This window comes from Sphingomonas hankyongi, from assembly GCF_023516575.1.
GTDB lineage: Bacteria > Pseudomonadota > Alphaproteobacteria > Sphingomonadales > Sphingomonadaceae > Sphingomicrobium > Sphingomicrobium hankyongi.
The window spans coordinates 293,318-316,554 of sequence record NZ_JAMGBE010000001.1; the positions used below are offsets into that span (position 1 = coordinate 293,318).

General features: G+C 63.5%; 23 protein-coding genes and 1 tRNA gene. 16 read left to right on the forward strand and 8 right to left on the reverse strand.

The features are described from left to right. Nucleotides 1-46: 46 nt before the first annotated feature. The 3 genes from LZ538_RS01560 to LZ538_RS01570 are packed head-to-tail and all read right to left on the reverse strand — an operon-like array spanning nucleotide 47 to nucleotide 1,788. The gene (locus LZ538_RS01560; protein ID WP_249830244.1) at nucleotides 47-568 is read right to left on the reverse strand and encodes a gamma carbonic anhydrase family protein; all 522 of its coding nucleotides are present in this window, start codon (nucleotides 566-568) and stop codon (nucleotides 47-49) included. After that, a complete protein-coding gene (locus LZ538_RS01565) occupies nucleotides 568-870 on the reverse strand; it encodes an antibiotic biosynthesis monooxygenase family protein (RefSeq protein ID WP_249830245.1) in 303 nt (100 codons plus the stop codon). The genes LZ538_RS01560 and LZ538_RS01565 overlap by 1 nt, the downstream gene beginning before the upstream one ends. Before the next feature lie 9 nt (nucleotides 871-879). Then, nucleotides 880-1,788 (reverse strand): 1-phosphofructokinase family hexose kinase, encoded by a 909-nt coding sequence (locus LZ538_RS01570; RefSeq protein WP_249830246.1) that lies wholly within the window; start codon nucleotides 1,786-1,788, stop codon nucleotides 880-882. Nucleotides 1,789-2,092: 304 nt separating this feature from the next. On the opposite strand from LZ538_RS01570, the gene rpsA reads away from it, so the two are divergent. The 5 genes from rpsA to LZ538_RS01595 all read left to right on the forward strand — a co-directional run bounded on the left by rpsA (nucleotide 2,093) and on the right by LZ538_RS01595 (nucleotide 6,344). Continuing rightward, on the forward strand, nucleotides 2,093-3,838 hold the full coding sequence (gene rpsA, locus LZ538_RS01575) for a 30S ribosomal protein S1 (RefSeq protein WP_249830247.1): 1,746 nt from the start codon (nucleotides 2,093-2,095) through the stop codon (nucleotides 3,836-3,838). Nucleotides 3,839-3,976: 138 nt separating this feature from the next. Beyond that, nucleotides 3,977-4,276 carry an integration host factor subunit beta gene (locus LZ538_RS01580; protein WP_249830248.1) on the forward strand — a complete coding sequence of 100 codons (300 nt, stop codon included), beginning with the start codon at nucleotides 3,977-3,979 and terminating at the stop codon, nucleotides 4,274-4,276. Nucleotides 4,277-4,294: 18 nt separating this feature from the next. Next, nucleotides 4,295-4,381, forward strand: a tRNA-Leu gene (locus LZ538_RS01585). Nucleotides 4,382-4,447: 66 nt separating this feature from the next. Further along, a complete protein-coding gene (locus LZ538_RS01590) occupies nucleotides 4,448-6,061 on the forward strand; it encodes a putative bifunctional diguanylate cyclase/phosphodiesterase (RefSeq protein ID WP_249830249.1) in 1,614 nt (537 codons plus the stop codon). 100 nt (nucleotides 6,062-6,161) lie between these two features. After that, nucleotides 6,162-6,344, forward strand: a complete 183-nt coding sequence (locus tag LZ538_RS01595; RefSeq protein WP_249830250.1) for a hypothetical protein — start codon at nucleotides 6,162-6,164, stop codon at nucleotides 6,342-6,344. A gap of 16 nt (nucleotides 6,345-6,360) precedes the next feature. Here the strand turns inward: LZ538_RS01595 and LZ538_RS01600 are convergent, their stop codons facing one another. Beyond that, nucleotides 6,361-7,674, reverse strand: coding sequence for an MFS transporter (locus tag LZ538_RS01600; protein ID WP_249830251.1), 1,314 nt, complete (start codon nucleotides 7,672-7,674; stop codon nucleotides 6,361-6,363). A gap of 131 nt (nucleotides 7,675-7,805) precedes the next feature. On the opposite strand from LZ538_RS01600, the gene pgsA reads away from it, so the two are divergent. Together pgsA and katG are read left to right on the forward strand one after the other, a co-directional pair. After that, nucleotides 7,806-8,375 carry a CDP-diacylglycerol--glycerol-3-phosphate 3-phosphatidyltransferase gene (gene pgsA / locus LZ538_RS01605; protein ID WP_249830252.1) on the forward strand — a complete coding sequence of 190 codons (570 nt, stop codon included), beginning with the start codon at nucleotides 7,806-7,808 and terminating at the stop codon, nucleotides 8,373-8,375. 119 nt (nucleotides 8,376-8,494) lie between these two features. Further along, nucleotides 8,495-10,735, forward strand: coding sequence for a catalase/peroxidase HPI (katG, locus tag LZ538_RS01610; protein ID WP_249830253.1), 2,241 nt, complete (start codon nucleotides 8,495-8,497; stop codon nucleotides 10,733-10,735). A 73-nt stretch (nucleotides 10,736-10,808) separates the two neighbouring features. On the opposite strand, the gene LZ538_RS01615 is transcribed toward katG, so the two are convergent. Together LZ538_RS01615 and LZ538_RS01620 are read right to left on the reverse strand one after the other, a co-directional pair. Beyond that, on the reverse strand, nucleotides 10,809-11,732 hold the full coding sequence (locus LZ538_RS01615) for a hydrogen peroxide-inducible genes activator (RefSeq protein WP_249830254.1): 924 nt from the start codon (nucleotides 11,730-11,732) through the stop codon (nucleotides 10,809-10,811). 61 nt (nucleotides 11,733-11,793) lie between these two features. Continuing rightward, nucleotides 11,794-12,558 carry a sulfite exporter TauE/SafE family protein gene (locus LZ538_RS01620; protein WP_430741946.1) on the reverse strand — a complete coding sequence of 255 codons (765 nt, stop codon included), beginning with the start codon at nucleotides 12,556-12,558 and terminating at the stop codon, nucleotides 11,794-11,796. Between the two features lie 147 nt (nucleotides 12,559-12,705). On the opposite strand from LZ538_RS01620, the gene epsC reads away from it, so the two are divergent. After that, the gene (epsC, locus tag LZ538_RS01625; RefSeq protein ID WP_249830256.1) at nucleotides 12,706-13,392 is read left to right on the forward strand and encodes a serine O-acetyltransferase EpsC; all 687 of its coding nucleotides are present in this window, start codon (nucleotides 12,706-12,708) and stop codon (nucleotides 13,390-13,392) included. After that, on the forward strand, nucleotides 13,389-13,730 hold the full coding sequence (locus LZ538_RS01630; RefSeq protein ID WP_249830257.1) for a DUF2794 domain-containing protein: 342 nt from the start codon (nucleotides 13,389-13,391) through the stop codon (nucleotides 13,728-13,730). Before epsC ends, LZ538_RS01630 begins: the two co-directional genes overlap by 4 nt. On the opposite strand, the gene LZ538_RS01635 is transcribed toward LZ538_RS01630, so the two are convergent. Next, nucleotides 13,711-14,820, reverse strand: a complete 1,110-nt coding sequence (locus LZ538_RS01635; RefSeq protein ID WP_249830258.1) for a hypothetical protein — start codon at nucleotides 14,818-14,820, stop codon at nucleotides 13,711-13,713. The genes LZ538_RS01630 and LZ538_RS01635 overlap by 20 nt on opposite strands. Nucleotides 14,821-15,036: 216 nt before the next feature. Here LZ538_RS01635 and LZ538_RS01640 point away from each other — a divergent pair, with 216 nt between their 5' ends. Beyond that, nucleotides 15,037-16,962 carry an autotransporter domain-containing protein gene (locus LZ538_RS01640; RefSeq protein ID WP_249830259.1) on the forward strand — a complete coding sequence of 642 codons (1,926 nt, stop codon included), beginning with the start codon at nucleotides 15,037-15,039 and terminating at the stop codon, nucleotides 16,960-16,962. Nucleotides 16,963-16,964: 2 nt separating this feature from the next. Here LZ538_RS01640 and uvrB read toward each other — a convergent pair whose 3' ends face one another. Then, nucleotides 16,965-19,166: an excinuclease ABC subunit UvrB gene (gene uvrB / locus LZ538_RS01645; RefSeq protein ID WP_249830260.1), complete on the reverse strand. Its 2,202-nt coding sequence runs from the start codon at nucleotides 19,164-19,166 to the stop codon at nucleotides 16,965-16,967. Nucleotides 19,167-19,190: 24 nt separating this feature from the next. On the opposite strand from uvrB, the gene LZ538_RS01650 reads away from it, so the two are divergent. The 6 genes from LZ538_RS01650 (at nucleotide 19,191) to glpX (ending at nucleotide 23,228) form a co-directional block, all read left to right on the forward strand. After that, the gene (locus LZ538_RS01650; protein ID WP_249830261.1) at nucleotides 19,191-19,469 is read left to right on the forward strand and encodes an HNH endonuclease family protein; all 279 of its coding nucleotides are present in this window, start codon (nucleotides 19,191-19,193) and stop codon (nucleotides 19,467-19,469) included. Nucleotides 19,470-19,522: 53 nt separating this feature from the next. Continuing rightward, nucleotides 19,523-20,074 (forward strand): DUF3617 domain-containing protein, encoded by a 552-nt coding sequence (locus LZ538_RS01655; protein ID WP_249830262.1) that lies wholly within the window; start codon nucleotides 19,523-19,525, stop codon nucleotides 20,072-20,074. After that, a complete protein-coding gene (locus tag LZ538_RS01660) occupies nucleotides 20,071-20,988 on the forward strand; it encodes a diacylglycerol/lipid kinase family protein (RefSeq protein ID WP_249830263.1) in 918 nt (305 codons plus the stop codon). Before LZ538_RS01655 ends, LZ538_RS01660 begins: the two co-directional genes overlap by 4 nt. A 55-nt stretch (nucleotides 20,989-21,043) precedes the next feature. Then, nucleotides 21,044-21,628, forward strand: a complete 585-nt coding sequence (locus LZ538_RS01665) for a hypothetical protein (protein WP_249830264.1) — start codon at nucleotides 21,044-21,046, stop codon at nucleotides 21,626-21,628. A 32-nt stretch (nucleotides 21,629-21,660) separates the two neighbouring features. Beyond that, nucleotides 21,661-22,155: a DUF2721 domain-containing protein gene (locus LZ538_RS01670; protein ID WP_249830265.1), complete on the forward strand. Its 495-nt coding sequence runs from the start codon at nucleotides 21,661-21,663 to the stop codon at nucleotides 22,153-22,155. Nucleotides 22,156-22,232: 77 nt separating this feature from the next. After that, the gene (gene glpX, locus LZ538_RS01675; protein ID WP_249830266.1) at nucleotides 22,233-23,228 is read left to right on the forward strand and encodes a class II fructose-bisphosphatase; all 996 of its coding nucleotides are present in this window, start codon (nucleotides 22,233-22,235) and stop codon (nucleotides 23,226-23,228) included. The last annotated feature ends 9 nt before the right edge of the window (nucleotides 23,229-23,237 follow it).

A 23,237-nucleotide genomic window follows, 5' to 3' on the forward strand; every position in this document is an offset into this window, starting at 1 on the left:
ATGTAATCATAGTGATTACGTTTGTAAACGAAAAAGGCGAGAGCCTTTAAACCGCGGTGAGCGTCTCCGAATAACGCGCCGCCTTTTCCGCGTAATGCGCAGCTGAAGCGCGCAGCGCGGCTTTCTCGGCGTCGGTGAGCTGCCGCACGACGCGCGCCGGGCTGCCGACGATCAGGCTGCCGCTCGAAAACCTCTTCCCTTCGGTGATCAGCGCCCCTGCCCCGACAAGGCATTCGGGCTCGAGGATCGCGCCGTTGAGCAGCTTGGCGCCCATTCCGATCAGGCAATCGTCGCCGATCGTGCATCCATGGAGGATGGCCTGGTGGCCGACGGTCACGCGCGCGCCGATGGTGAGCGGAAGACCCGGGTCGCTATGGCCGATCGCGCCGTCCTGGATGTTGCTGTCCTCCCCGACGATGATCGGCGTGTTGTCGGCGCGGATGATGGCGCCGAACCATATGCTGGCCCTCGCGCCAAGCCGGACATCGCCAATAAGGTCCGCGGAAGGCGCCACCCACGCCCCCGGTCCAAGCTGCGGCCTCGCATCGTCGATTGCATACAGCGGCATCAATCCTCCTCGAAGGTTCCGACGAACTCCTCGTCGCCAGAAAGCCCCTCCAGCTCCCTGTCCAGCTTTCGATATTCGTCGCCGAACTGCCGCTGGAAGGCGTCAAAGTCGGCCTCGGATCGCCAATGGTCCAGGGTCATCCACCAGCCGCCCTCTCCTTCGGGCCTGAGCAGCCGGGTACCGTAATATCCGTCTGCCCTGCGAAACAGCGCAGCCCAGACGCTTTCCGCGCCATAGGCCGCGGCGAACTCATCCTCCCGGCCATCGGGAGGCCGGAACTTCCACACGCGGACGTGGGTCATACCTTGCTCCTATGCCACCAGCTGCGGTTCTGGAACCTGCTCGAGCAGGCGCTCGACATCCTTCGGGTAGGCAAGATCGGTCCCTTCCGACAGCGTCGCGGCCGCGCCTGCCGCGACGGCGACCCTGAACGCCTGACTCGGATCGAGCCTCATCGCGAGTCCGGCGGTCATCCCGGCGAGGAAGCTGTCGCCGGCGCCTACAGTGCTCACCGTGTCCACTTCGAGGCTGGGAAGCAAATGCGCACCGCCGCTATCGACCAGCATTGCGCCGTCTGCGCCAAGGGTGACCGCGACAAGCTTTGCATGGCCGCTGTCGACGATGCTCCTCGCGGCAGCGGGGTCGATTTCTTCCTTGCTCGCCTTCAGCAAGTAGATGCCGCCGGCGACGATGGCCTCCTTCAGCTCACCGCCGGACGTATCGAGCACCAGCTTTGCGCCCTGACTACGGACCTGCGCGCCGACCGTGGCGTAAAAGCTGTCCGGCACGCACGGCGGAAGCGAGCCGCTCGCAACGAAATAGTCGCAGTTGCTCTCGGCGGTGGCCTCAATACAGGCGCGAAGCTCTTCCGGTGAGACGGTGGGCCCTTCGGGCACGAACCGATATTCGCGATGCGTCGAATGCTCATGGATGGTCAGGCTCGTGCGCGTGTCATCGGCGATCCAGACCGGCCGTCGCGTGAGGCCCTCGCGCTCGAGCATTGCATCAAACGCCTTGCCCGTCGCGCCGCCCGCAAGGAATACGGCCTCCACGCTGACCCCGAACCGCTGGAGCACCCGGGCGACGTTAATCCCTCCCCCGCCGGGATCGATGCGCTCCCGGCATGTGCGGACCTTCCGTTCGGGCTCGACCTTCTCGGCCTCGCTCGAGACGTCGATGGACGGGTTCAGCGTCAGAGTTCTTACTGAAAAATGGGTCATCGGAACGGCTGTAGCCCAACCTTGCCCTGTGGGGCACTCTCAGCTAAGGCGCGCGGCGTCCGGCGGGCGCTCAGCTTAGCACCCGCGGCAGCCCGTCCTTTGGCGAGCGCGTACGGTTGACCGGGATGATCCGGGGCCGGGACGCGCTTTTTTCCGTCCACGGGCATAGCCGCCGAACGCTCGACGGATGCCGTTTCTGCATGAGGCAGCGGCGGCAGTGCATTTGACCAGGTCCGCATGTGAAGGCCCGCCACGGTGGCGGCCAAGCGGCAGGCCCGAGTGAATCAGAGAGACAACAGACCTTATGGCGACCACGACCTTCCCAACCCGCGACGATTTCGCGGCCCTGCTCAACCAAAGCCTCGGCGGCGAGAACGAAACCTTCGAAGGCAAGGTGGTGAAGGGCACCGTCACCGCGATCGAGAACGACATGGCGGTGATCGACGTGGGCCTGAAGTCCGAGGGTCGCGTGCCGCTGCGCGAATTTGCCGCGCCGGGCCAGAAAGCCGAGCTTAGCGTCGGCGATGAGGTCGAGGTCTTCGTCGACCGTGTCGAGAACAGCGCCGGCGAAGCGATGCTGTCGCGCGACCGCGCTCGCCGCGAAGCCGCGTGGGACAAGCTCGAAGGCGAATTTTCCGCCGGCAACCGCGTCGAAGGCGTGATCTTCGGCCGTGTGAAGGGCGGCTTCACCGTCGATCTCGGCGGCGCCGTGGCCTTCCTTCCCGGCAGCCAGGTCGACATTCGGCCGGTCCGCGACGTTCAGCCGCTGATGGACCTCCCGCAGCCCTTCCAGATCCTGAAGATGGATCGTCGCCGCGGCAACATCGTCGTATCGCGCCGCGCCATCCTCGAGGAAACCCGCGCCGAGCAGCGCAGCGGCCTCATCCAGAGCCTCGCGGAAGGCCAGGTCATCGAGGGCGTGGTCAAGAACATCACCGACTACGGCGCCTTCGTCGACCTCGGCGGCATCGACGGCCTGCTCCACGTCACCGACATCAGCTACAAGCGCGTCAATCACCCGTCCGAGGTTCTGAACATCGGCGACACGGTGAAGGTGCAGATCATCCGCATCAACCGCGAGACCCAGCGCATCAGCCTCGGCATGAAGCAGCTCGAGAGCGATCCGTGGGAAGGCGCCGGCGCGAAATATCCGGTCGGCGGCGTGTTCCGCGGCCGCGTGACCAACATCACCGAATATGGCGCTTTCGTGGAGCTCGAGGCCGGCATCGAGGGCCTGGTCCACGTCTCCGAAATGAGCTGGACCAAGAAGAACGTGCATCCGGGCAAGATCGTCAGCACTTCGCAGGAAGTCGACGTGAAGGTGCTCGAGGTTGACGAGGAAAAGCGCCGTATCTCGCTTGGCTTGAAGCAGGCTCAGGAAAATCCGTGGGCGGGCTTTGCCGAGAAGCATCCGGTCGGTTCGACCGTCGAAGGCGAGGTCAAGAATGCCACCGAATTCGGCCTGTTCATCGGGCTCGAGGGCGACGTCGACGGCATGGTCCACATGTCGGACATCGCCTGGGGCGTCTCGGGCGAGGAAGCGCTTCAGCTTCACCGCAAGGGCGAGACCGTCAAGGCGCAGGTCCTCGACGTCGACGTCGAGAAGGAGCGCATCAGCCTTGGCATGAAGCAGCTCGAAGGCGCGGGCTCTGGCGCCAGCACCGGCGGCGCTTCGGCCGCCGGCGGCGTCAAGAAGGGCGATACGGTCACGATCACCGTCCGCGCCGTTCAGGATGCGGGTCTCGACGTTCAGGTCGGTGACGACGGAGCAACTGGCTTCGTGAAGCGCACGGACCTCGGCCGCGACCGCGACGAGCAGCGGCCGGAGCGTTTCCAGCCCGGCCAGAAGTTCGATGCCCTGGTCATCGGCTTCGACCGTTCGAAGAAGCCGAACTTCTCGGTGAAGGCGTTGCAGATCGCCGAAGAGAAGCAGGCTGTCGCCCAATATGGCTCGTCGGATTCCGGCGCTTCGCTCGGCGACATCCTGGGCCAGGCGCTCAAGGAGAAGGCAGAAGCTTCCGCCAAGGCTGAGAAGAAGTCCAAGAAGTAACGGTAAAGGCGGCGTTTCTTTGTGAGGCGCCGCCTCCACTTCCGGCTTGCAAGAATGCACGTTTCCTGACAGCAATCCGCGCAGGGCCTTGCTATGGGGGAGTCGGGCGCCGGGCATCAGTCCTTTAGCGGGGAAACCATGATCCGTTCCGAACTTGTGCAGAAGCTTTGCAGCGACTTTCCCGATCTCACTCAACGTGAGGTCGAAGGTGTCGTCAGCGCGATCTTCGATTCAATCACCGACCAGCTGGCGCAAGGCGGCCGTGTAGAGCTTCGTGGCTTCGGTGCTTTCTCTTCTCGCCAGCGCGATGCGCGCATCGGCCGCAACCCGCGCACCGGGGAAGCTGTCCCCGTGGACGCCAAGCGCGTTCCCTACTTCAAGCCCGGGAAGGAAATGCGCGAGCGGCTCAACCTGCAGGACGCGCCCGCCGAATTATAATGCTACTCCGCAGTTCGTGCGGACGTGGCGGAACCGGTAGACGCTGGAGACTTAAAATCTTCTGCCCGTAAGGGCGTGCGGGTTCGAGTCCCGCCGTCCGCACCAGATTGCGGGACAAATAAGTCCACGCTGAACAGCAATTTATTAAGCGTCCCTGCTTAGGCTTGCGATGTGCGTAGCGTCGAGACGTCCCAATTGAAGGCCGCGAGGCAGGCCCGTCTGGCCGCGGCGCATCGCGACGCGATCGTAGTGGTCGTGCTCATTACCGCCGTGATGCTCCTCATCTGGAACGGAAGCACCTTCTTCAACAGCCTCCGCATCGGCGTTCCTGTTTTCGGACCGGAGATCCGGATCGCCAGCACCGCGTTGACGCTGAACGTCGCGCTGATCCTTTTCGGATGGCGCCGATATGTCGAGCTGCAGCACGAAGCGGAAATGCGCGCGGACAGTGAGCGTCGCGCCGCCGTCCTTGCCTCGACGGACACGGCCACCGGCCTGAACAACCGCAAGGGATTCGCTGACAAGACTGAGCAAATGATGATCGCTGCCAAGGAACGCGGCGAGGAGGTCGCCGTGCTCTCAATGCAGATCCATCGCTTCAAGCTGGTCAACGACCAGCATGGTTACGATACCGGCGATCGCCTACTGAAATCACTGGCGGCGGCAATGGTCGAGACACTGGGCGCCGACGCCGTCGTGGCACGGGTCAGTGGTGACGAGTTCGCAGCGTCGCTACCGGTCAGCCCGGATGAGCTCGATGCGGTCGAGCAGCGCGCGGAGGCCGTCCTGCACGGGATCACGCGCCCTTTCATGATCGATGAGCGCATGATCCAGGTCGGCGCCTTCATCGGCATAGCGTCCGCTCCTGCCGGAGAGGTCCGCGTGCCAGACATGCTCCGCCGCGCGGATATCGCCTTGAACCATGCAAAGAACGGACGGGTGGCCCGCCCGGTCTGGTTTGATGCAGGAATGGAGCGCGCGCTCGTCGCCCAGAGCGAAATTGAACAAGGCATCCGCTATGGCCTCGAGCACGGCCAGTTCATTCCCTTCTTCGAACCGCAGATCGACCTGGGTACGGGCGAGATCGTCGGCTTCGAGGTGCTGGCGAGGTGGAATCATCCCCTCTCGGGAGTCATAGGCCCGGACGTCTTCATCCCGATCGCCGAAGAAATCGGGCTTATCGGCCGCCTTTCCGAGCAGGTGATCGGCGAAGCTCTCCGCCACGCCGCCGCGTGGGACGCCGATGTCCAGATTTCGGTCAACATCTCCCCGACACAATTCACCGACGGGTGGCTCGCCCAGCGCATCGTCCGTCTTCTCACCGAGACCGCCTTCCCGGCAAACCGCCTGGTCGTCGAGATTACGGAAAGTTCGCTCATCGCGGACCTAGACCTGGCAAGATCCATCGTCGCGAGCCTGAAGAACCAGGGCGTGCGGCTTGCGCTCGACGATTTCGGAACCGGTTTCGCCTCTCTGTCCAACCTCCGGTCGCTACCGTTCGACATGATCAAGATCGACCGGAGCTTCGTCACCAATATCCAGGGCAACAAGGAAAGCCTGGCCATCACCCGCGCGGTGACCACCCTCGCCAACGCTCTGTCAGTCCCGGTCTGTGTCGAAGGCATCGAGAGCGAGGGCGCGCTGGAAGCAGTCGTCGCGCTGGGCTGCGAAGTGGGTCAGGGCTGGTACTTTGGAAAGCCGATGCCGTCCGAGCAAGCCCGCGACCTGCTCAATCTCCGGGCCGGCAGCGCCACCGAACTGCGCCCAAACGTCGCCCACGGCTAGGGCGCGCATACACCCCTAAGTGTACCACAGCGGGACGGCCCGGAGCCGAAGCCTGCGCGCGGGGTTTTCAGCATGGTTAAAGTCGCGTTAGGAATTAGCCATGCAGTTGTTGCGAGCACCGATTGCGGCCAATCCCCTGAGCTTCGGCAAGGCGCCGAAGCCAGCGGTTCCGTCCGTGCCGCCGGCGGTCCCAGCGCAACCGAGCAGCCTTGCAAGCGACGTGAAATTGTTCGCGATGACCTTTGCCGCAGGCTTCGTCTTCGTTTCCCTCTTCATCGCCTAGGGCGCAGCCCAAGGCCTCAGTCGCAGGCGACGTGAAGCTTCCATCCTAGCCAGGCCGCAAGCATGCTGCCGACCGCCACGATCAGCAGGCTGTCAGCGACCGTGACTCCAAGCTGCACGGCGACGGTCAGGATCAACGTCGCAGCGACCATGAAGCCCGAATTGACGATGTTGTTCGCAGCAATCGTCCGCGCCGTTTCTGACTTGGGGACCGTCGTGGTCAGGAAGGCATAAAGCGGCACGACGAACATGCCGCCCGCGATCGCCACGCCGAGCAGATCGACCACCACCATCCAGCTGTTCGGGACAGTCAGGAAGGTCTGGATGTCGTGCAGACCTCCCGCGTGAGTGGGCCAGTGGCGGACGCGTCGGAAGAGATCGAGGACGAAGACACCCATGAACAAGGCAGAGAATGGCGCGTATCGTGCCGAGACCTCGCCTTTGAGGAGCCAGTTCACCAGTACGGAGCCGATCGCGACCCCGACCGAAAAGATGGCGAGGAACATCGTGGCGACCGTCTGGTCCGAACTGAGGCCGTTTTTGACGAGGGGCGGGAATTGCGCCGCGAGAACGGCGCCCATTGCCCAGAAAAAGCTGATGGCGACGATTGCGAGATAGAGCCGGCGAACATGCAGGGTCCCGCTGACCAAAGTCACGGAAGCGCGGATGATGTGCCAGTCCATGCCCCGAGTCGGAAGCCCGGGAAGCTCGGCATCGTCGGAAGGCGGCGCGGGCGGAACGAGCCCTCCCGCAAAACGTCCGAGGATCGCCACAACGAGAACCGCGACTGCCGCATATTCCGCATGGAAGGACCCGTCGGGACGCTGCAGGACCAGCAGTCCTCCGAGGATCGTGCCACCGAGGATGGCGATATATGTGCCCGCCTCCACCAGACCGGTCCCACCCAGGACCTCGTCCCGTTCGAGATGCTGCGGCAGGATCGCGTATTTGATCGGCCCGAAAAAGGTTGAGTGCACGCCCATAGCGAACAAGGCAGCCAGCAGCAGCGGGATGTTGTGGAGCAGCAGGCCTGCCGCCCCCACCAGCATGATCGCGATCTCCGCGGTCTTCACGATCCGAACGATGAAGGCCTTGTCATTGGCGTCGGCAAGCTGACCCGACAGCGCGGACAAAAGGAAGAATGGGAGGATGAACAGGCCCCCGGCGATCGCGCTGAAGGTCGCTTCCTGCTCGGCGTCGCCGTAGATGCCGTAAATCACGAGCATCACCATCGCGGTACGGAACAGATTGTCGTTAAACGCCCCGAGAAATTGCGTGACGAAGATCGGCATGAACCGCCGGGTCCGCACGAGGTGAAGCGCGTCGTGCATCAGTTTGTGGGGAGCCGCGATGGCTCCGCAAGCGAGTTCATGGGTGCGCGGTGTAACGCTTCGCGGCGAAGCGGCAAGGCAGGACGCGCCAGACTTTTGCCAAAAAGCGCCTTTCGCGTATCAGCGCGACGATGCTGACGGTACCGAACCTGCTGACGCTTTCGCGGATTCTCGCGGTGCCGATTCTCGTATTCCTGCTGTGGAAGCCGGCACCGTACGATTATGCGATCACATTCGTCCTCTACTGCATCGTGGGGATCACCGATTATTTCGATGGTTATCTCGCCCGCGCGCAGGGCCGGATATCGCGACTGGGCCAGTTCCTCGACCCCATCGCCGACAAGATCATGGTCGCGGCCGTCCTCGTCATGCTGATGGCCAGCCGCAAGGCCGACGGCGACGCTCCGATCGTCCAGGACTGGAGCGTGATCCCCGCGCTGATCATCCTACTGCGTGAGATCATGGTCTCGGGGCTTCGCGAATATCTTGCGCCTCTGAAGATCCTGGTGCCGGTCAGCGCCCTGGCGAAGTGGAAAACCACGTTCCAGCTCGTCGCCCTGGGGGCGCTCATCCTGGGCGGCGCTTTTCCGACACAGCACTGGATTCATCTCACCGGCCTGACGAGCCTCTGGGCAGCAGCGGCGCTGACCTTGACAACCGGCTGGGACTATCTCCGCGTCGGCCTGAAATACATGGACTGACATAGAGCAGCGGACTGATCGATTTTCCGCGTCTGTCTGACCAAGTTTAATCGTTTCCGTCACTGGTGGAGTGCGCCTAGGGCATCACCGAACACCCCCAGTTTTAGGAGAGGCGAGATATGGACGCGAAGACCGGTGAACCAATGGGCTGCCCGGTAGACAGGCCCTCGACAGTGCGCTCGCTTCTCGGCCGTCAGAATCGCGACTGGTGGCCCGAAGCGCTCCCGATCGACGTCCTTCACGTCGGAAATGTTTCGCCCGATCCCATGGGGGAGGATTTCAATTACGCCGATGAGTTCAGGAAGCTGGATTATCAGGCGCTAAAGCGCGACCTGACGGCGTTGATGACCGATAGCCAGCCCTGGTGGCCGGCCGATTACGGCCACTACGGCCCGTTCATGATCCGCATGGCCTGGCATGCCGCCGGCACATATCGCACGGCGGACGGGCGCGGCGGCGCCAACTCGGGCAACCAGCGCTTCGCTCCGCTCAACAGCTGGCCGGACAACGGCAACCTCGACAAGGCGCGCCGGCTGCTGTGGCCGATCAAGCAGAAATACGGGAAGCAGATCAGCTGGGCCGACCTGTTCATCCTCGCCGGGAATGTCGCCATCGAATCGATGGGCGGGCCGATCTTCGGCTTCGGCGGCGGCCGCCCCGACATCTTCGAGCCCGAGCGCGACGTCTATTGGGGCGCAGAAGAAAAGTGGGTCAGCGAAGGCGCGGAAACCCGCATACAGCCAGACCGCGAGATGGAGCTCGAGCATCCTCTAGCCGCCATTCAGATGGGCCTCATCTACGTCAATCCGGAAGGCCCCGGCGGCAATCCCGATCCGCTTCAGTCAGCGCGCGACATCAAGATTACATTCGAACGCATGGCGATGAACCACGAAGAGACCGTTGCGCTCACTGCCGGCGGCCACACGTTCGGAAAGGCTCACGGCGCCGGCGACCCCAGCCTGGTGGATGCCGCTCCTGAAGGTGCAGACATCGCACTTCAAGGCCTTGGCTGGGCCAGCTCCTTTGAAAGCGGCGCCGGCGAGCACACGATCACCAGCGGCATCGAAGGCTCTTGGGTGAACACGCCGACCCAATGGTCGGAGAATTATTTCCGGCTGCTTCTGGATTATGAATATGAGCTGGTGCGCTCCCCCGCAGGTGCGCAGCAGTGGCAGCCCATCGACCAAAAGCCGGAGGACATGGCTCCCGCGGCGCACGATCCTTCGAAGCGCGTGCCGACCATGATGACGACGGCTGACATGGCGCTGCGCGAGGATCCCGAATTCCGCAAGATTTCGGAGAAATTCCGCGACGACCACGAAGCCTTCAAGGATGCCTTCGCCCGTGCGTGGTTCAAGCTCACGCACCGCGACATGGGCCCCAAGGTTCGCTACCTCGGGCCGGAAGTGCCGCAAGAGGACCTGATCTGGCAGGATCCCGTCCCTAACGGCACGACGCCTTCTGACGCTGACATCTCTGCCTTCAAATCGAAAATTCTCGGCGCCGGCCTCACCGTCGGCCAGCTGGTGAAGACGGCGTGGGCGTCCGCGTCGACCTATCGCAAATCGGACCATCGCGGGGGCGCTAACGGCGCGCGGATCCGGCTTGCGCCACAGAAAGATTGGGCGGTCAACGAGCCCGAGGAGCTGGCGAAGATCCTCGGCAAGATCGACGAACTGCGCGGCAGCCTGTCGATGGCGGATGCAATCGTGCTCGCGGGCACTGCAGCGGTCGAGAAAGCAGCAAAGGATGCCGGGTTCAACGTCGAGGTGCCGTTCACCGGGGGTCGCGGCGATGCGACCCAGGAATGGACCGACGTCGAGAGCTTCGACGTGATGGAACCGGCGGCCGACGGATTCCGCAACTATCTCAAGACCAAGCACTCGGTGCGGACGGAAGAGCTGCTGATCGACCGTGCATCGTTGCTCGGCCTGTCGGGTCCCGAGATGACCGTACTTCTTGGCGGACTGCGCGTGCTCGGGGCCAATCACATGGACCAGCCGCACGGTGTCTTCACCGAGCGGAAGGGCCAGCTGACCAACGACTTCTTCCGCAGCCTGCTCGACAACGACACCTTCTGGACGGTGGTAGACGACAGCGGCGACGAGGAGTTCATCGGCAGGGAAATTGGCGGCGACCAGGACGTCTGGCGGGCCACTCGCACCGACCTGATCTTCGGTTCGAACAGCCAGCTTCGGGCGATCGCCGAAGTCTATGCCGAAAGGGGCAATGAGGAGAAGTTCGTTCGCGACTTCATCCAGGTTTGGACCAAGGTAATGAACGCCGACCGTTTCGACCTTGAGCAGAAATCCACGAAGTCGGAGCCCATCGGGATCGCTGAGCCCGAGCTGGCGAAATAACACCAGTACCGTCGCGGCGCTTCCCCCTCCACTCCCAGCGCCGCGGCGGGCACTCGGTAATGGAATGCGTGCGTCACGCCGCGAGGGCGGGCACGACCTCCTTCGCGATCTGGCGCAGGCTTTCTGCCAGCAGGCGGAACTCCTGCTCTCGCGGTGACGAGCGCCGCCAGATCAGCGCGACCTCGCGCGAACCATGTTCCGACTTGAGCGGGCGAGCGTCTACTCCGGTCCCTTCGAGGATACCCGCCTGAATCGCCATCTCGGGCACGAATGTCAGGCCGAGACCATTATCGACCATTTGGACCAGCGTGTGCAGCGAGGTCCCCAGGATTGCCGCTTCGGCGCGCAGCTCGGGCCGATTGCACGCGGCCAAGGCATGATCCTTGAGGCAGTGGCCGTCCTCGAGCAGCAGCAATCGATTCTCGTCGATCGCGGCAGCATCCACTCGTGTCTCAGCCGGCGCCTCTCCGCGCGGAAAGGCAACGAACAGCCGATCGTCGAACAAAGCGGCCTTGTCGACGTCGCCACAGCCGAACGGCATCGCGAGGAGCACACAATCGAGCTGGCCGCGATGCAAGGCGTCGCATGCAGCCTGGCTCGCCTCCTCCCGCAGGAACAGCTTGAGGCTGGGCCATTGCTCGCGCAGCAGTGGAAGCATGGCGGGAAGGAGGAAAGGCGCGATGGTAGGGATGACACCCATGCGCAACTCGCCATGGAGCGGTTGCCCTTGAGCGCGGGCAAGATCGGAGAGCTCCTCGGCTTCGCGCAGGACGCGCAGCGCCTTTGACGAGATCTTGTTTCCCAAGGGCGTAAAGCGCACCACGCGCCGCGTGCGCTCGACGAGCACGACGCCAAGCAGGTTCTCCAGCTCTCGCAGCCCTGCGGAGAGCGTCGATTGAGTGACGAAACAGGCTTCGGCCGCCTTGCCGAAATGGCCGTGCTGGTGAAGCGCGACCAAATACTGAAGCTGTTTGATGGTAGGCAGATGAACTGTCATCGATAGGTCCGATCAGTCCAACCGCCATAAGTGACTCCGCCGATTTACGCGAGTCACATGCTCAGGTCAGTGCGCGGTACAGGCCATATCCGCTGGTCAGCGTCACGAGAGCGCCGACGAAGGTCAACAACGTGTCGGGATTGACCTTCTTGGCGATGAAGGCGCCGAACGGTGCGGCGACCACTCCCCCGATCAGCAACCCCGAGGTCGCCACCGTGAACGCCTTCCATCCCAGCGCCGCTATGAAGGTCGCGGAGATCGTGATCGTGAGGAAAAACTCCGCTGTGTTCACCGTGCCGATGGTCTTCCGGGGATTGCTGCCTTGGACGAGCAGGTTCGAGGTCACGATCGCGCCCCAGCCCCCGCCCCCGGCAGCGTCCAGGAAGCCGCCGATCAGACCGAGAGGGCTTACGATTTTCGGCTGCCGCTCCGTGTGCTGGTGCATCACTCCGCGATAGAAAAGGTAAAGGCCGAGCGCGGTCAGGTAGGCGAGCACGAAGGGCTTAGCTGTGTCGGCCGGAAGCTGCGTCAGGACGTACGCGCCGAGGATTCCACCGATGATTCCCGGAACCGCGATGCGGAAGAAGAGCCGCCAATCGACGTTGCGATGCGCAACATGGCTTATGCCGGACACTGCCGTTGTGAAGGTCTCTGCAGTGTGCACTCCGGCTGATGCGGCGGCCGGTGGCACGCCCATGCTGATCAGCAGCGTGCTCGAAATCTGGCCGTAGGCCATCCCCAGCGCACCATCGACGAGCTGGGCAGCAAATCCGATCGCGATGAAGATGAGCAAGGTGGTCGGATCGACCAGCAAATCGGGTAAAATCAGGCCTCTCCAACCATCTTATCGCCGCGCCTTTGCCGGACCGGGCGGTCAGCGGCAAGTCCAACTCCGGGACGGAACATTCGCTCCCGCTGGCAATTCGACGGCAGCGCACTTAAATTGCATCCGCAACAACAAAGGGTGGGCCCTTTGCAGTCTGGCCTGTTGGAATATCTGGATTCGGTTAAGTCGCGGGATCCCGCGGCGCGCTCGCGGTGGGATGTCATCTTCTATCCGGGCGTCATCGCGCTCGGCCTCCATCGCGTCGCGCACTGGCTCTGGGAGGGGCATCTCTACTTCCCCGCCCGCCTGGTGAATCAGTTGGCGCGCTTCCTCACCGCGATCGACATCCATCCCGGCGCCAAGATCGGCAAGCGCTTCTTCCTCGATCACGGATTCAGCGTGATCGGCGAGAGCGCCGAGATTTGCGACGACGTCACCATCTATCAGCACGTGACCTTGGGCGGCACCAACCCGACCACAGGCGTCGGCGGCAAGCGCCACCCCACCATCCGGTCCGGCGTCGTCATCGGCTCCGGGGCGCAGGTCCTCGGGCCCATCGAAATCGGCGAAGGCGCCAAGATCGGCGCCAATTCGGTCGTCACGAAAGACGTCGCGCCGCACCAGACGGTGGTGGGCATTCCCGCAAAGCCGGTGCCGGTCGACAGCGTGCATTACAGTCCTGGCTTCGTTCCGTACGGCACGCCGTTCGGTGAGGATGTCGATCCCACCCGTGCCCGGCTCGCGGAGTTGGAACGCGAGCTGGAAGAACTGCGAAAGGAGGTCGCGGTGCTTAAAGCCGGGCGCCAGTCGCAGCCGAAGGTGAAGAGCGCTTGAGCGTCATCGCGCCGTTCCCGTCCACTTGGGACCGGCGCCCGATTGCCAGCTTCGACCGCAAGGAGCTCATGCGCATCCTGGACCTCTACGGCCGGATGGTGGCCGCAGGTCACTGGCGAGATTATGCTCTGCGGATCGACCCTGACGTCGCCATGTTCGCCGCCTACCGACGGCACTCCGAACGGCCTGAAGTGCTAATAGAAAAACGCCCCGCGCTTCGATTGAAGCAGGGGGCGTTCGCGTTGGTCGGTGAGCATGGGGCCGTTCTCAAGCGGGGCCACGAACTCGCTGGAGTCCTGGCCCCGCTCGAGCGGCGGCTCATGCGGCTTGTTGGGTGATCGCGGCCGTTCGACTGACGATCGGCAGCCGATCCCGAATTTTCTCCGGCAATGGCCGCACGATGACGCTGCGCGCTTCGTGCCAGAAAGCCGACAGCAGCAGCAGCGCCGAGCCGATGATCAGTGCGGTAAGCGCCACATTCAGCTCCACGGCCCCGAACCGTTTGAACAGGTCGGCGAGCGCCCACAGAACATAGGCGAGAGCAGACACAAGCAGCGCGCGACGGTCGATCGCGAGCGCAGTGCTTCCCAGCGCCACGTAGAGCAGCAGGACGACGAGCGCTTCGGCGACGCTCCCGCTTCCATCATTCAGTCCAAGCAAGGTGAAGACCGGATGCACGATCATCGGCGCGGCCAGGAGATGAAGCCAGAAGGCGACGTCTGAGCGGCGCGTAAGCCGGGCCCGGTCAGAGCTGTCCCACCACATGGCGAACAGGAAGACGCCGATGCCGAGGAAAAGGACAAATCCGAGGATGACCTGACGCGCGGCTTCCGCATTCTGGCCAAGTGCAGCCACGAGAAGTCCAACGGCGATACCGGCCGCTGAAGCAGCGCCGACAGCGACGGTAATCGGCACATGGAAACGCCGCCAGTGCACCCAGGTCGCCACTCCGGCGATGGCCGCCGCAATCGCTCCGATTGCTCCGCCTGCTTGCGGGTTATTGTCCACCGCGTCTGGTCCGATCGCGAAGATGATCGCGAAGGCCGCCGTCAGCAACACTCCGAACGCATAGCTCAGGAGGAGGATGATCGAGGGCAGCGCCATTCGCCGCTTGGCGGTGAAATACATTGCGAGGCCCCACGATGTCGCCGCAACGAACAGGGGCGCGAGGAAAGTTGGGCCGTCGGATTCAATCTGGAAACCGGCCGCCTGGCCAATTCGCTGCCCGATAAACCCGACCGCGAAGAGAAGGATTGCGGCTGCAACCGAGACGAAGATGTCGTTGAAGCCCGTGATGAGCCGAAACTGCTCTTCATCGGGAATGGCGGTAGCGCGCTGGCGCTCCACGTGAGCACGCAGCGCGGTCGCGGCATCGGCGCTCAATGCGCCGGCGGCGACGGCATCGTCGAGCTCTTGCTGGCTATACATGCAGGGTCCTCCGTTACGGAATGGGAACTAATAAGCTCACTGTATTAGTGAGTCAATACACTGGTGCAGCATCGCATAGATAACTGCTGTTGCGCGAATGCCGCACAGACGAGCCGTCGCGCGCCTTTGGCGGCCAACTACTTGCACGAATGTCGATAATCGCCACCATGCGCTGGGGCTCGAGCGCGACGCGCCGAGATCGAGGGGAGAGATTTCATGATCCGTCGCAGCATCATCCGTTGTCTACTGTCCGCGTCCGTAGTCGGGGTCGCGGCCGCTCCGGCTCCAGCCGCTGCTCAACAGATCGATCGTATCGTCGCTTTCGGAGACAGCTACGCCGACACCGGCATCGCCAAGGCGACGATGATCGGCGATCCACTCGCGCCGGACTCGCTCAAGGCCATTCTTAATTCGCTCTATCCAACTGGACGTTTCTCTGGCGGCACCAATTACATCGATACGCTCGCGGACATCTTGAATGTACCGGTCGAGAATTATGCGGTCGGCGGAGCGCTCGCCGGGACCTTCCCAGTGCCGTTCGGATCAGGAACAAGCAACAACACGAACTGCGGTCCCGGCGTGGTTGCCGGCTCGCCAGCAATCTGCCCGCTGGGTTTCACCTATGAGGTTGATCAATTCACCAACACGGGCACCCAGAATCCATTGTTTCCGGCAGGCAGCGGGACGCTCGATGAAGGCGACCTCGTCGTTGTTTCCATCGGCGGCAACGACGCGCGCTATTACCAGCAGAATTACTCCGCATTCCCATCCGCGCCCTTCATCGCGGGGTCTATCGCCGGCGCCAACGCGAGTCTCGACCGCCTCGTGGCGGCCGGCGCGCCGACCATCAGCTTCCTTGCGGGCGATACGGGGCGGCTTCCCGAAGTGGCCGGCGATCCCGCGGCTGCCGCGATCCGCAGCGCTTATTCGAGCACCTTCAACACTGCCATGCAATCGACGCTTGCTGGCTATGCCGCGGACGGCGTCATCGTCCACTATCTCGATCTGAATACCCTCGGAGACGAGATCATCGCCAATCCGGCAGCATATGGCCTGACGAGCGCGGGACCATGCCCGGCAGCGGAAGTCGTCCGCTGCGTGACGGATGCGAGCTTCGTCAACCAATACCTGTTCTACGTCGACGGGCTGCATCTCACCTCGGCGGGCTTTGCGATCGTGGCGCGCTATGTGGCTGCGCAGGTCGATGCTCCGCTTACGCTGCAGGCCCCCGCTGATGCTGGGCTCGATACGGCCCGGCAATTCGGTCGCACTTTGAACAGCCGTTCCGACCTTTACCGCGGCGACCAGTTTGCAGGTTTAAGACTTTATGCGATCGGCGATACCTATTCGCGCGACGTTCCCGAAAGCTCGCGGACCTTCGGCTTCGACATCGACGGCGTCGGCGGAACGATCGGCGCGGAATATGGCTTCGCTGGCGGAGCAGTCGGAGCCGCCGTCAATTACACCCGGCCGGAGGTCAATTTCCACGGCGACGCTGCGCAAGTTCGCGGCAAGACTTGGCAGCTCGGCGCCTACGGCAACTTCGCGTCGGGCGGTCTCTTCGGTCAGGGTTACCTGGGCTACGGCAAGGATAATAACGATATCGATCGCCGCGGCGTGATCGACGAGCTTGAATCCAACCCAGACGGAAGCCACGCCGTTGCCGGCGTTAAAGCCGGCTACCTAATCCCGATCGGCAACCTCTTCGGAGTCTTCCAAGGCGTCGAGGCGGGGCCGATCGTCGCGCTTGATTATGCTCGCGCCAAGGTCGACGGCTACACCGAGACCGGGGATCCCGCCCTGACGCTAAACGTCAGCAAGCAGAGCGTGAAGTCGACTGCCGGCCAAATCGGCCTGGAGGCGCGCGCAAATGTCGAAGGCGTCCGCCCCTATACGGCGGTGGTCGCGGAGCACGATTTCTCCGGCAATGGACGCGTGATCCGGTTCAGCCAAACCGTTGCTCCAACGATCGTCAATTTGTGGGACGTGGAAGGCGATGAGGAAACCTACGGTCGCATCATCAGCGGCGCGACCGCGAACCTGTGGGCGGGGGCGACCATCGACTGGTCGATGAGCAGCACTTTCGGACGCGACAATGGCCGCGAATTCGGCATGCAGCTCGGCTTGAGAGCCGCCTTCTAAGGTCAGCCGCGGCGGCCGCCGAAGCGCGTCCGCTGCTGCCTGCCGAAGCGGCCCTTCCGGGTACCCGGCTTGCCTTCGGTTGAATTGCCAAGCGGGCGCGGCGCAACGCGATCGTCATGCGGGATCCCGAGATCGTCTTCTTCGAGACGGCGGATCTCATCGCGAAGGCGCGCAGCCTCCTCGAATTCGAGGTCGGCCGCGGCCTTGCGCATCCGTTCCTCGAGATCGGCGATGTAGGCCTTGAGGTTATGCCCGACGAGATGCGGGCGCTCATCGTCGCCGGTGTCCACCACGACACCGTCACGCGTTGCTACATGCGCCAACAGGTCGTGGATATTGCGCTTGATGCTTTCGGGCGTGATGCCATGCTCTTGATTGTAGGCCAGCTGCTTCTCGCGTCGCCGGCTGGTCTCGTTGAGCGCCCGCTCCATCGAGCCAGTCACCGTGTCGGCGTAGAGGATCACGCGCCCTTCGACGTTACGCGCCGCGCGCCCGATGGTCTGGATCAGTGAGGTCTCCGAACGGAGGAACCCCTCCTTGTCGGCGTCAAGGATCGCGACCAGCCCGCACTCAGGAATGTCGAGACCTTCGCGCAGCAGGTTGATCCCGACCAACACGTCGTACACGCCCAGGCGCAGCTCCCGGATCAGCTCAATACGCTCGAGCGTCTCGACGTCGGAGTGCATGTACCGAACCTTGAGGCCAGCCTCGTGAAGATATTCGGTGAGGTCCTCGGCCATGCGCTTGGTCAGAGTCGTGACCAGCGTCCGATACCGCTTTCGCGCCGTCTCCTTCGCCTCGTGGACGAGGTCGTCGACCTGATCCTCGACCGGCTTGATCTCGACGGGGGGGTCGATGAGGCCGGTTGGACGGATGACCTGCTCGGAGAAGACTCCGCCAGTCTCGTTCATCTCCCACGGGCCGGGCGTCGCCGACACGAACGTCGTCTGGGGGCGCATCGCGTCCCATTCGTTGAAGCGCAGCGGCCGGTTGTCGATGCAGCTCGGCAGGCGAAAGCCATATTCTGCCAGCGTGATCTTCCGCCGATGGTCGCCACGCGCCATCGCGCCGATCTGCGGCACGGTCTGGTGGCTTTCATCGATGAACAGAAGGGCATTGTCCGGAAGGTATTCGAACAACGTCGGCGGCGGCTCACCGGGAAGCCGCCCCGTCAGGAAGCGCGAATAATTCTCGATACCTGCGCATGACCCGGTCGCTGCGATCATCTCCAGGTCGAAGTTTGTACGCTGCTCGAGCCGTTGCGCCTCGAGCAGTCGACCTTCCGCCTGCAACTCCTTCAGACGCTCGGAGAGCTCATGGCGGATCGCCTCCATTGCCTGCTTCAGCGTGGGCCCAGGAGTCACATAGTGCGAGTTCGCATAGACCTTGATGAAGTCGAGTGACGCAATCGTCTTGCCGGTCAGCGGGTCGAACTCGGTGATGTCCTCGATCTCGTCGCCGAAGAAGCTGATGCGCCAGGCCATGTCCTCATAGTGCGAGGGGAAAATCTCGAGGCTGTCGCCGCGAACCCGGAAATTTCCGCGGGCGAAAGCCTGGTCGTTGCGCCGATACTGGAGCGCGACGAGCTTGCGGATCACCTCGCGCTGGTCCTCCGATGCGCCCTTCTTCAAGCTGAAGGTCATCGCCGAATAGGTTTCGACCGAACCGATACCGTAGAGGCAGCTGACCGAGGCGACGATAATGACGTCGTCACGTTCCAGCAGCGACCGCGTCGCGGAGTGACGCATGCGGTCGATCGCCTCGTTCACGCTCGACTCCTTTTCGATGTAGGTGTCGGTGCGCGGGACGTAGGCTTCGGGCTGATAATAATCGTAGTAGCTGACGAAATATTCGACGGCGTTTTCGGGAAAGAAGCTCTTAAATTCCCCGTAGAGCTGTGCCGCCAGGATCTTGTTCGGAGCGATCACCAACGCCGGACGCTGCAACGTCTCGATGACCTTGGCCATGGTGAAGGTCTTGCCCGATCCGGTGACGCCCAGAAGCACTTGGCTCGCCTCACCATTCTCGCCGATGCCCTCGACGAGCTCACGAATTGCCGTCGGCTGGTCGCCTGCGGGCTCGTACTCGGAAACCAGCTTGAACAGCTTCCCGCCCTCGGCCTTGTCGGGCCGAGCGGGCTTGTGCGGAACGAACGTCTCGCCCGTTTCCGGCTCAGCGAGCGAGGTGCGGATTTGAATCGCCATCGCCAGCCCATATGGTCATGGTGAATGGATGCGGCAACGCAAGTATGCTGGCTTTGCCGGCGGCCGCTCGGGGAGCGCATCGAATATCATCATCCCGTCCCGAAGAGCCGCGGCGGCCGGGAGACCGTGCCGATCCATCCGATCTGCCACCGGACGCTTCACCGCACATTCTCGAACGCGGAGCTGGCCTTATTCGGCGCAAGCGCCGCAGCGGTACGAGCCGATCCTCGCATCGGCCGCTTTCTCGCCTGGATCGCGAAAAAGCCTCCGGATTTCCACGCACCGACGCACGGACGTCGCTAGTGCAACGGCTGTACCGGTCCTATGAGGTGTCGGGGCGTAAAATGGGAGTTTTCATGAAATATACAGTCGCACTGATCGCTTGCGCCCTTCCGCTGGCCGCCTGCGGCAAATCGCCGGCCGTTCACGAGGAGAATGCAAGCGTCGCCGAGGTGCAAAACAGCATAGCGGAGGCGGGCGGCACCGACAGCTTCGTCCGGCCGGGGCTTTGGGAATCCAAGGTCACCCTCGAGGAAATGAGCATGCCGGGGATGCCGAAGGAAGTCGCCGCCAAAATGGCGGGCGCGACCGGCAAGGCCGAGGTCAATCGCTCGTGCCTCACGCCCGACGAGGCGAAGCGGCCCAAGGAAGGTTTCTTCGCGGGGGACAACAAGAATTGCCGGTACGACCATTTCACCATGGCGGGCGGAAAGATCGATGCCGTGATGAAGTGCAGCGCGGAAGGCGCGACGCACACCATGACGCTGCAGGGTGGCTATACTCCAAATACCTATGACATGCGGATGACCATGAACGCCGAGGGCGGAGCGGGCCCCAATGCCGGAATGACCATGAAGATGCATGTCGAGGCCAGCCGCGTCGGCGAATGCACTGGTAAGGAGAGTTGAGCGGAAAGCAGCGCGTGGCCGTACCCGTATTGCTCAACCGCGGCGGCGGCGCCGTCGCCGCGGACGGCCAGATCGCCGAGAAAGTGCGGACGGCTCTCGCTGAGGCGGGCGTCGACGCCGACATCGATCTGATCGACGGCGGCGATTATGAGGTGCGGTGCCGTTCCGCAGCCGAGCGCGGCGATCCAGTCGTGGTCGTCGGAGGCGGCGACGGCACGGTGAGCGCCGCTGCCTCGGTACTTGCCGGAACCAACACCCGGCTTGGCGTCCTTCCGCTGGGCACGCTCAACCATTTCGCGCGCGACCTCGGCATCCCCACGGACATCGCGGAGGCGGCTCGGTTGATCGCCGCTGGGCAGGATCGACAGGTCGACATCGGCGACATGAATGGGCGCACCTTCATCAACAACAGCGCAATCGGCCTTTACCCGCTGATGGTCGTGGACCGCGACGTCCAGCGGAAGCGGCTCGGCAGAAGCAAGCGGCTCGCCATGCTGGTGGCGTCTGCTCGAACACTCCTCCGGTTCAATCACCAGCGCCTGACGCTACAGGCGAACGACGAGCAGGCCCGGGTGGACACACCTTTGCTTTTCGTGGGCAACAATGATTATCGGCTCGATATCGGTGGCGCGGGCCAACGGGACAGCCTGGAAGACGGTCAATTGTTCGTGCTCGTCATGCGCAAGAAGACCCGGCGTGGCCTGATCGCGGCAAGCATTCGCGCCCTGCTGAACCGAACGAGACCCGACGATATGGTGCGCATCGAAGGCGTGCAGCGACTGCGCGTCGCCAGCCGGCGATCCATGCTCCCCGTCTCCTTGGACGGTGAGGTCGTCCAAGCGAAAACCCCGCTCGAATATACCATTCGGCGGAAGGCGCTGCGCGTCATCGTGCCGGAAGCAAACAAGGGCTAATGGAACCACTTCCGCCGTTGCTTGGTTCGCGCGGTGGAGATTCGGGGCGAACGCATTGGCAACAGAGGCTCATCGCCAACTCTCGGGTCGAGTTCGCGCGCGCGGCATCCGCGCCGCGGGGCTGGCGATCATCATCCTGAGCGCAGGCGCCGCACTCCTTCCCATTGAAAAGGGTGTTTCGTCCGACGTGATGGGCGCGATGCTCGTCGCTGCCGGCCTGATTGAAATCATCGCCGCAGCGCTGCGGCGGCAGGTGCGCCAACTCGCGACTGCCGCGGGAGTAGTGACCGCGCTCGCGGGCGTGCTGTTCCTCGTCAATCCGGAGACGCGCTTCTTCCCCACCGTGCTGCCGATCGTCGGCTGGCTCGTCCTGCGTTGCCTGATCCTGGGTTACGCGAGCACATTATCGCGGGGCTCGGTGCGCCGCTGGACCGCTTTCTCCGCCGGTATGGACCTGCTGCTGGCTGCCCTGCTCATTACGGGGCTGTCGATCACGACGATCGTCGTCAGCCTGTTCGGCCCCACGCAGCCCCTGATCGCCGGCTTCTCGTGGATCCTGGCGGCGAGCTTCGTGGTCAACGGACTTATGCTCCTCGAGGTTGCCAGCTGTGAATCCGAAGGGGCATCGGACGCAGGCTAGGAAGCGCCGCGCGCCGTGACCATAAAGCCGTGATGGTCCTCGACCCAACCGACATCAGCGTTTCGACCGTAGCGCAGGTCATCCAGCTTGCGGTCGCTCCCGTGTTCCTGCTCGCAGGCATTGGGGCATTCCTGAACGTCTGCGCCGGTCGCCTGTCCCGCATCGTCGACCGGGCGCGCAATATCGAGCCGCTGCTGCTCGCGTCACGCGGCGCGGAACATGCCCGCCGCCTGCAGGAGATCCGCACGCTGGACCGGCGCATGGGAATGGTCAGCTGGGCGATCTTCTTCTCGGTGCTTGCAGCGGTAATGATCTGCATCGTCGTCATCCTGCTTTTCGCAGCGACACTGACGGGCGCGCATTCGGGAACGGCGGTAGCTCTGCTTTTCATCGGCACGATGGCTTCGATCGGTCTCGGCTTCTCTGTTTTCCTGCTCGAGACCCGCGTCGGCTCGCGCGCCGTCCGGATCCGCACGGAGATCCTCGAGCATATGGAAGAGCAACGAGACGCCGACGGCGGCGGCTGACCAATCCACCTCCTGCCTTGCCTCGACAATGCTCGCCTGCGTGCCTATCGGCTCGCGCATCAACCCCGGAGTATCAAATGAATCGCGCCGACCCTGCCGCCTCGTCCGTTCTCGACCGCGTCCTCGTCCTCGAGATGGTGCGCGTGACCGAAGCGGCCGCCATCGCGGCGTCGAAATGGATCGGCCGCGGCGACAATGACGCTGCCGACGCGGCCGCCGTCGAGGCCATGCGGATGGCGCTCAACGAGCTTCCGTTCTGCGGCACCGTCGTGATCGGCGAAGGCGAGCGGGACGAAGCGCCGATGCTCTATATCGGCGAGAAGGTGGGCTGCGCGCAGGAGAGTGGGCCGGGCATCGACATCGCGCTGGACCCGCTGGAAGGAACCACGCTGACGGCCAATGCGGGACCGAACGCGCTCGCCGTCCTGGCGATCGCCGAGGAAGGCTGCCTACTGAATGCGCCTGATACCTATATGGAGAAACTGGCGATCGGACCCGGCTATCCCGAGGGCACGATCGATCTGCGCAAGTCCCCTGCCGACAACGTCCGCGCCATCGCCGCGGCAAAGGGCGTACAGCCGGGCGAGATCATCGCCTGCGTGCTCGATCGACCCCGCCACGAGAAGATCATCGCCCAGCTTCGCGAGATCGGCTGCGGGATCAAGCTCATCCCCGATGGAGACGTCGCAGGCGTCATCGCGACTGCAGACCCCGACACGGGCATCGACGTCTACATGGGCACCGGAGGCGCTCCGGAAGGCGTGCTCGCCGCGGCCGCCCTGCGCTGCGTCGGGGGGCAGATGCATGGGCGTCTCGTCTTCCGCAATGACGACGAAGTCTCTCGCGCTCGGCGCTGGGGAATCGAGGACCTGGAGCGAATCTACCACCTCGAGGACATGGCGACGGGCGACTGCATCTTTGCGGCGACCGGAGTCACCGACGGCTCGCTTCTCGAGGGCGTGCACCGGCGCAAGGGCTGTGTCACCACCCAGAGCATCGTCATGCGCGCCAGCTCGGGCACAATCCGGCGCGTATCCACAGAATATCACGACCTGAAGCACCGCGGCCTCTAGACCCCGGAA

Coding starts and splice junctions, on each gene's coding strand:
- katG (WP_249830253.1), top strand. CDS start 8,495: ATGGACGCGAAGACCGGTGAACCAATGGGCTGCCCGGTAGACAGGCCC.
- LZ538_RS01615 (WP_249830254.1), bottom strand. CDS start 11,732: ATGACAGTTCATCTGCCTACCATCAAACAGCTTCAGTATTTGGTCGCG.
- LZ538_RS01565 (WP_249830245.1), bottom strand. CDS start 870: ATGACCCACGTCCGCGTGTGGAAGTTCCGGCCTCCCGATGGCCGGGAG.
- uvrB (WP_249830260.1), bottom strand. CDS start 19,166: ATGGCGATTCAAATCCGCACCTCGCTCGCTGAGCCGGAAACGGGCGAG.
- LZ538_RS01635 (WP_249830258.1), bottom strand. CDS start 14,820: ATGTATAGCCAGCAAGAGCTCGACGATGCCGTCGCCGCCGGCGCATTG.
- pgsA (WP_249830252.1), top strand. CDS start 7,806: ATGCTGACGGTACCGAACCTGCTGACGCTTTCGCGGATTCTCGCGGTG.
- LZ538_RS01600 (WP_249830251.1), bottom strand. CDS start 7,674: ATGCACGACGCGCTTCACCTCGTGCGGACCCGGCGGTTCATGCCGATC.
- LZ538_RS01670 (WP_249830265.1), top strand. CDS start 21,661: ATGGTCCTCGACCCAACCGACATCAGCGTTTCGACCGTAGCGCAGGTC.
- LZ538_RS01655 (WP_249830262.1), top strand. CDS start 19,523: ATGAAATATACAGTCGCACTGATCGCTTGCGCCCTTCCGCTGGCCGCC.
- rpsA (WP_249830247.1), top strand. CDS start 2,093: ATGGCGACCACGACCTTCCCAACCCGCGACGATTTCGCGGCCCTGCTC.
- glpX (WP_249830266.1), top strand. CDS start 22,233: ATGAATCGCGCCGACCCTGCCGCCTCGTCCGTTCTCGACCGCGTCCTC.
- LZ538_RS01595 (WP_249830250.1), top strand. CDS start 6,162: ATGCAGTTGTTGCGAGCACCGATTGCGGCCAATCCCCTGAGCTTCGGC.
- LZ538_RS01580 (WP_249830248.1), top strand. CDS start 3,977: ATGATCCGTTCCGAACTTGTGCAGAAGCTTTGCAGCGACTTTCCCGAT.
- LZ538_RS01560 (WP_249830244.1), bottom strand. CDS start 568: ATGCCGCTGTATGCAATCGACGATGCGAGGCCGCAGCTTGGACCGGGG.
- LZ538_RS01570 (WP_249830246.1), bottom strand. CDS start 1,788: ATGACCCATTTTTCAGTAAGAACTCTGACGCTGAACCCGTCCATCGAC.
- LZ538_RS01640 (WP_249830259.1), top strand. CDS start 15,037: ATGATCCGTCGCAGCATCATCCGTTGTCTACTGTCCGCGTCCGTAGTC.
- LZ538_RS01650 (WP_249830261.1), top strand. CDS start 19,191: ATGGATGCGGCAACGCAAGTATGCTGGCTTTGCCGGCGGCCGCTCGGG.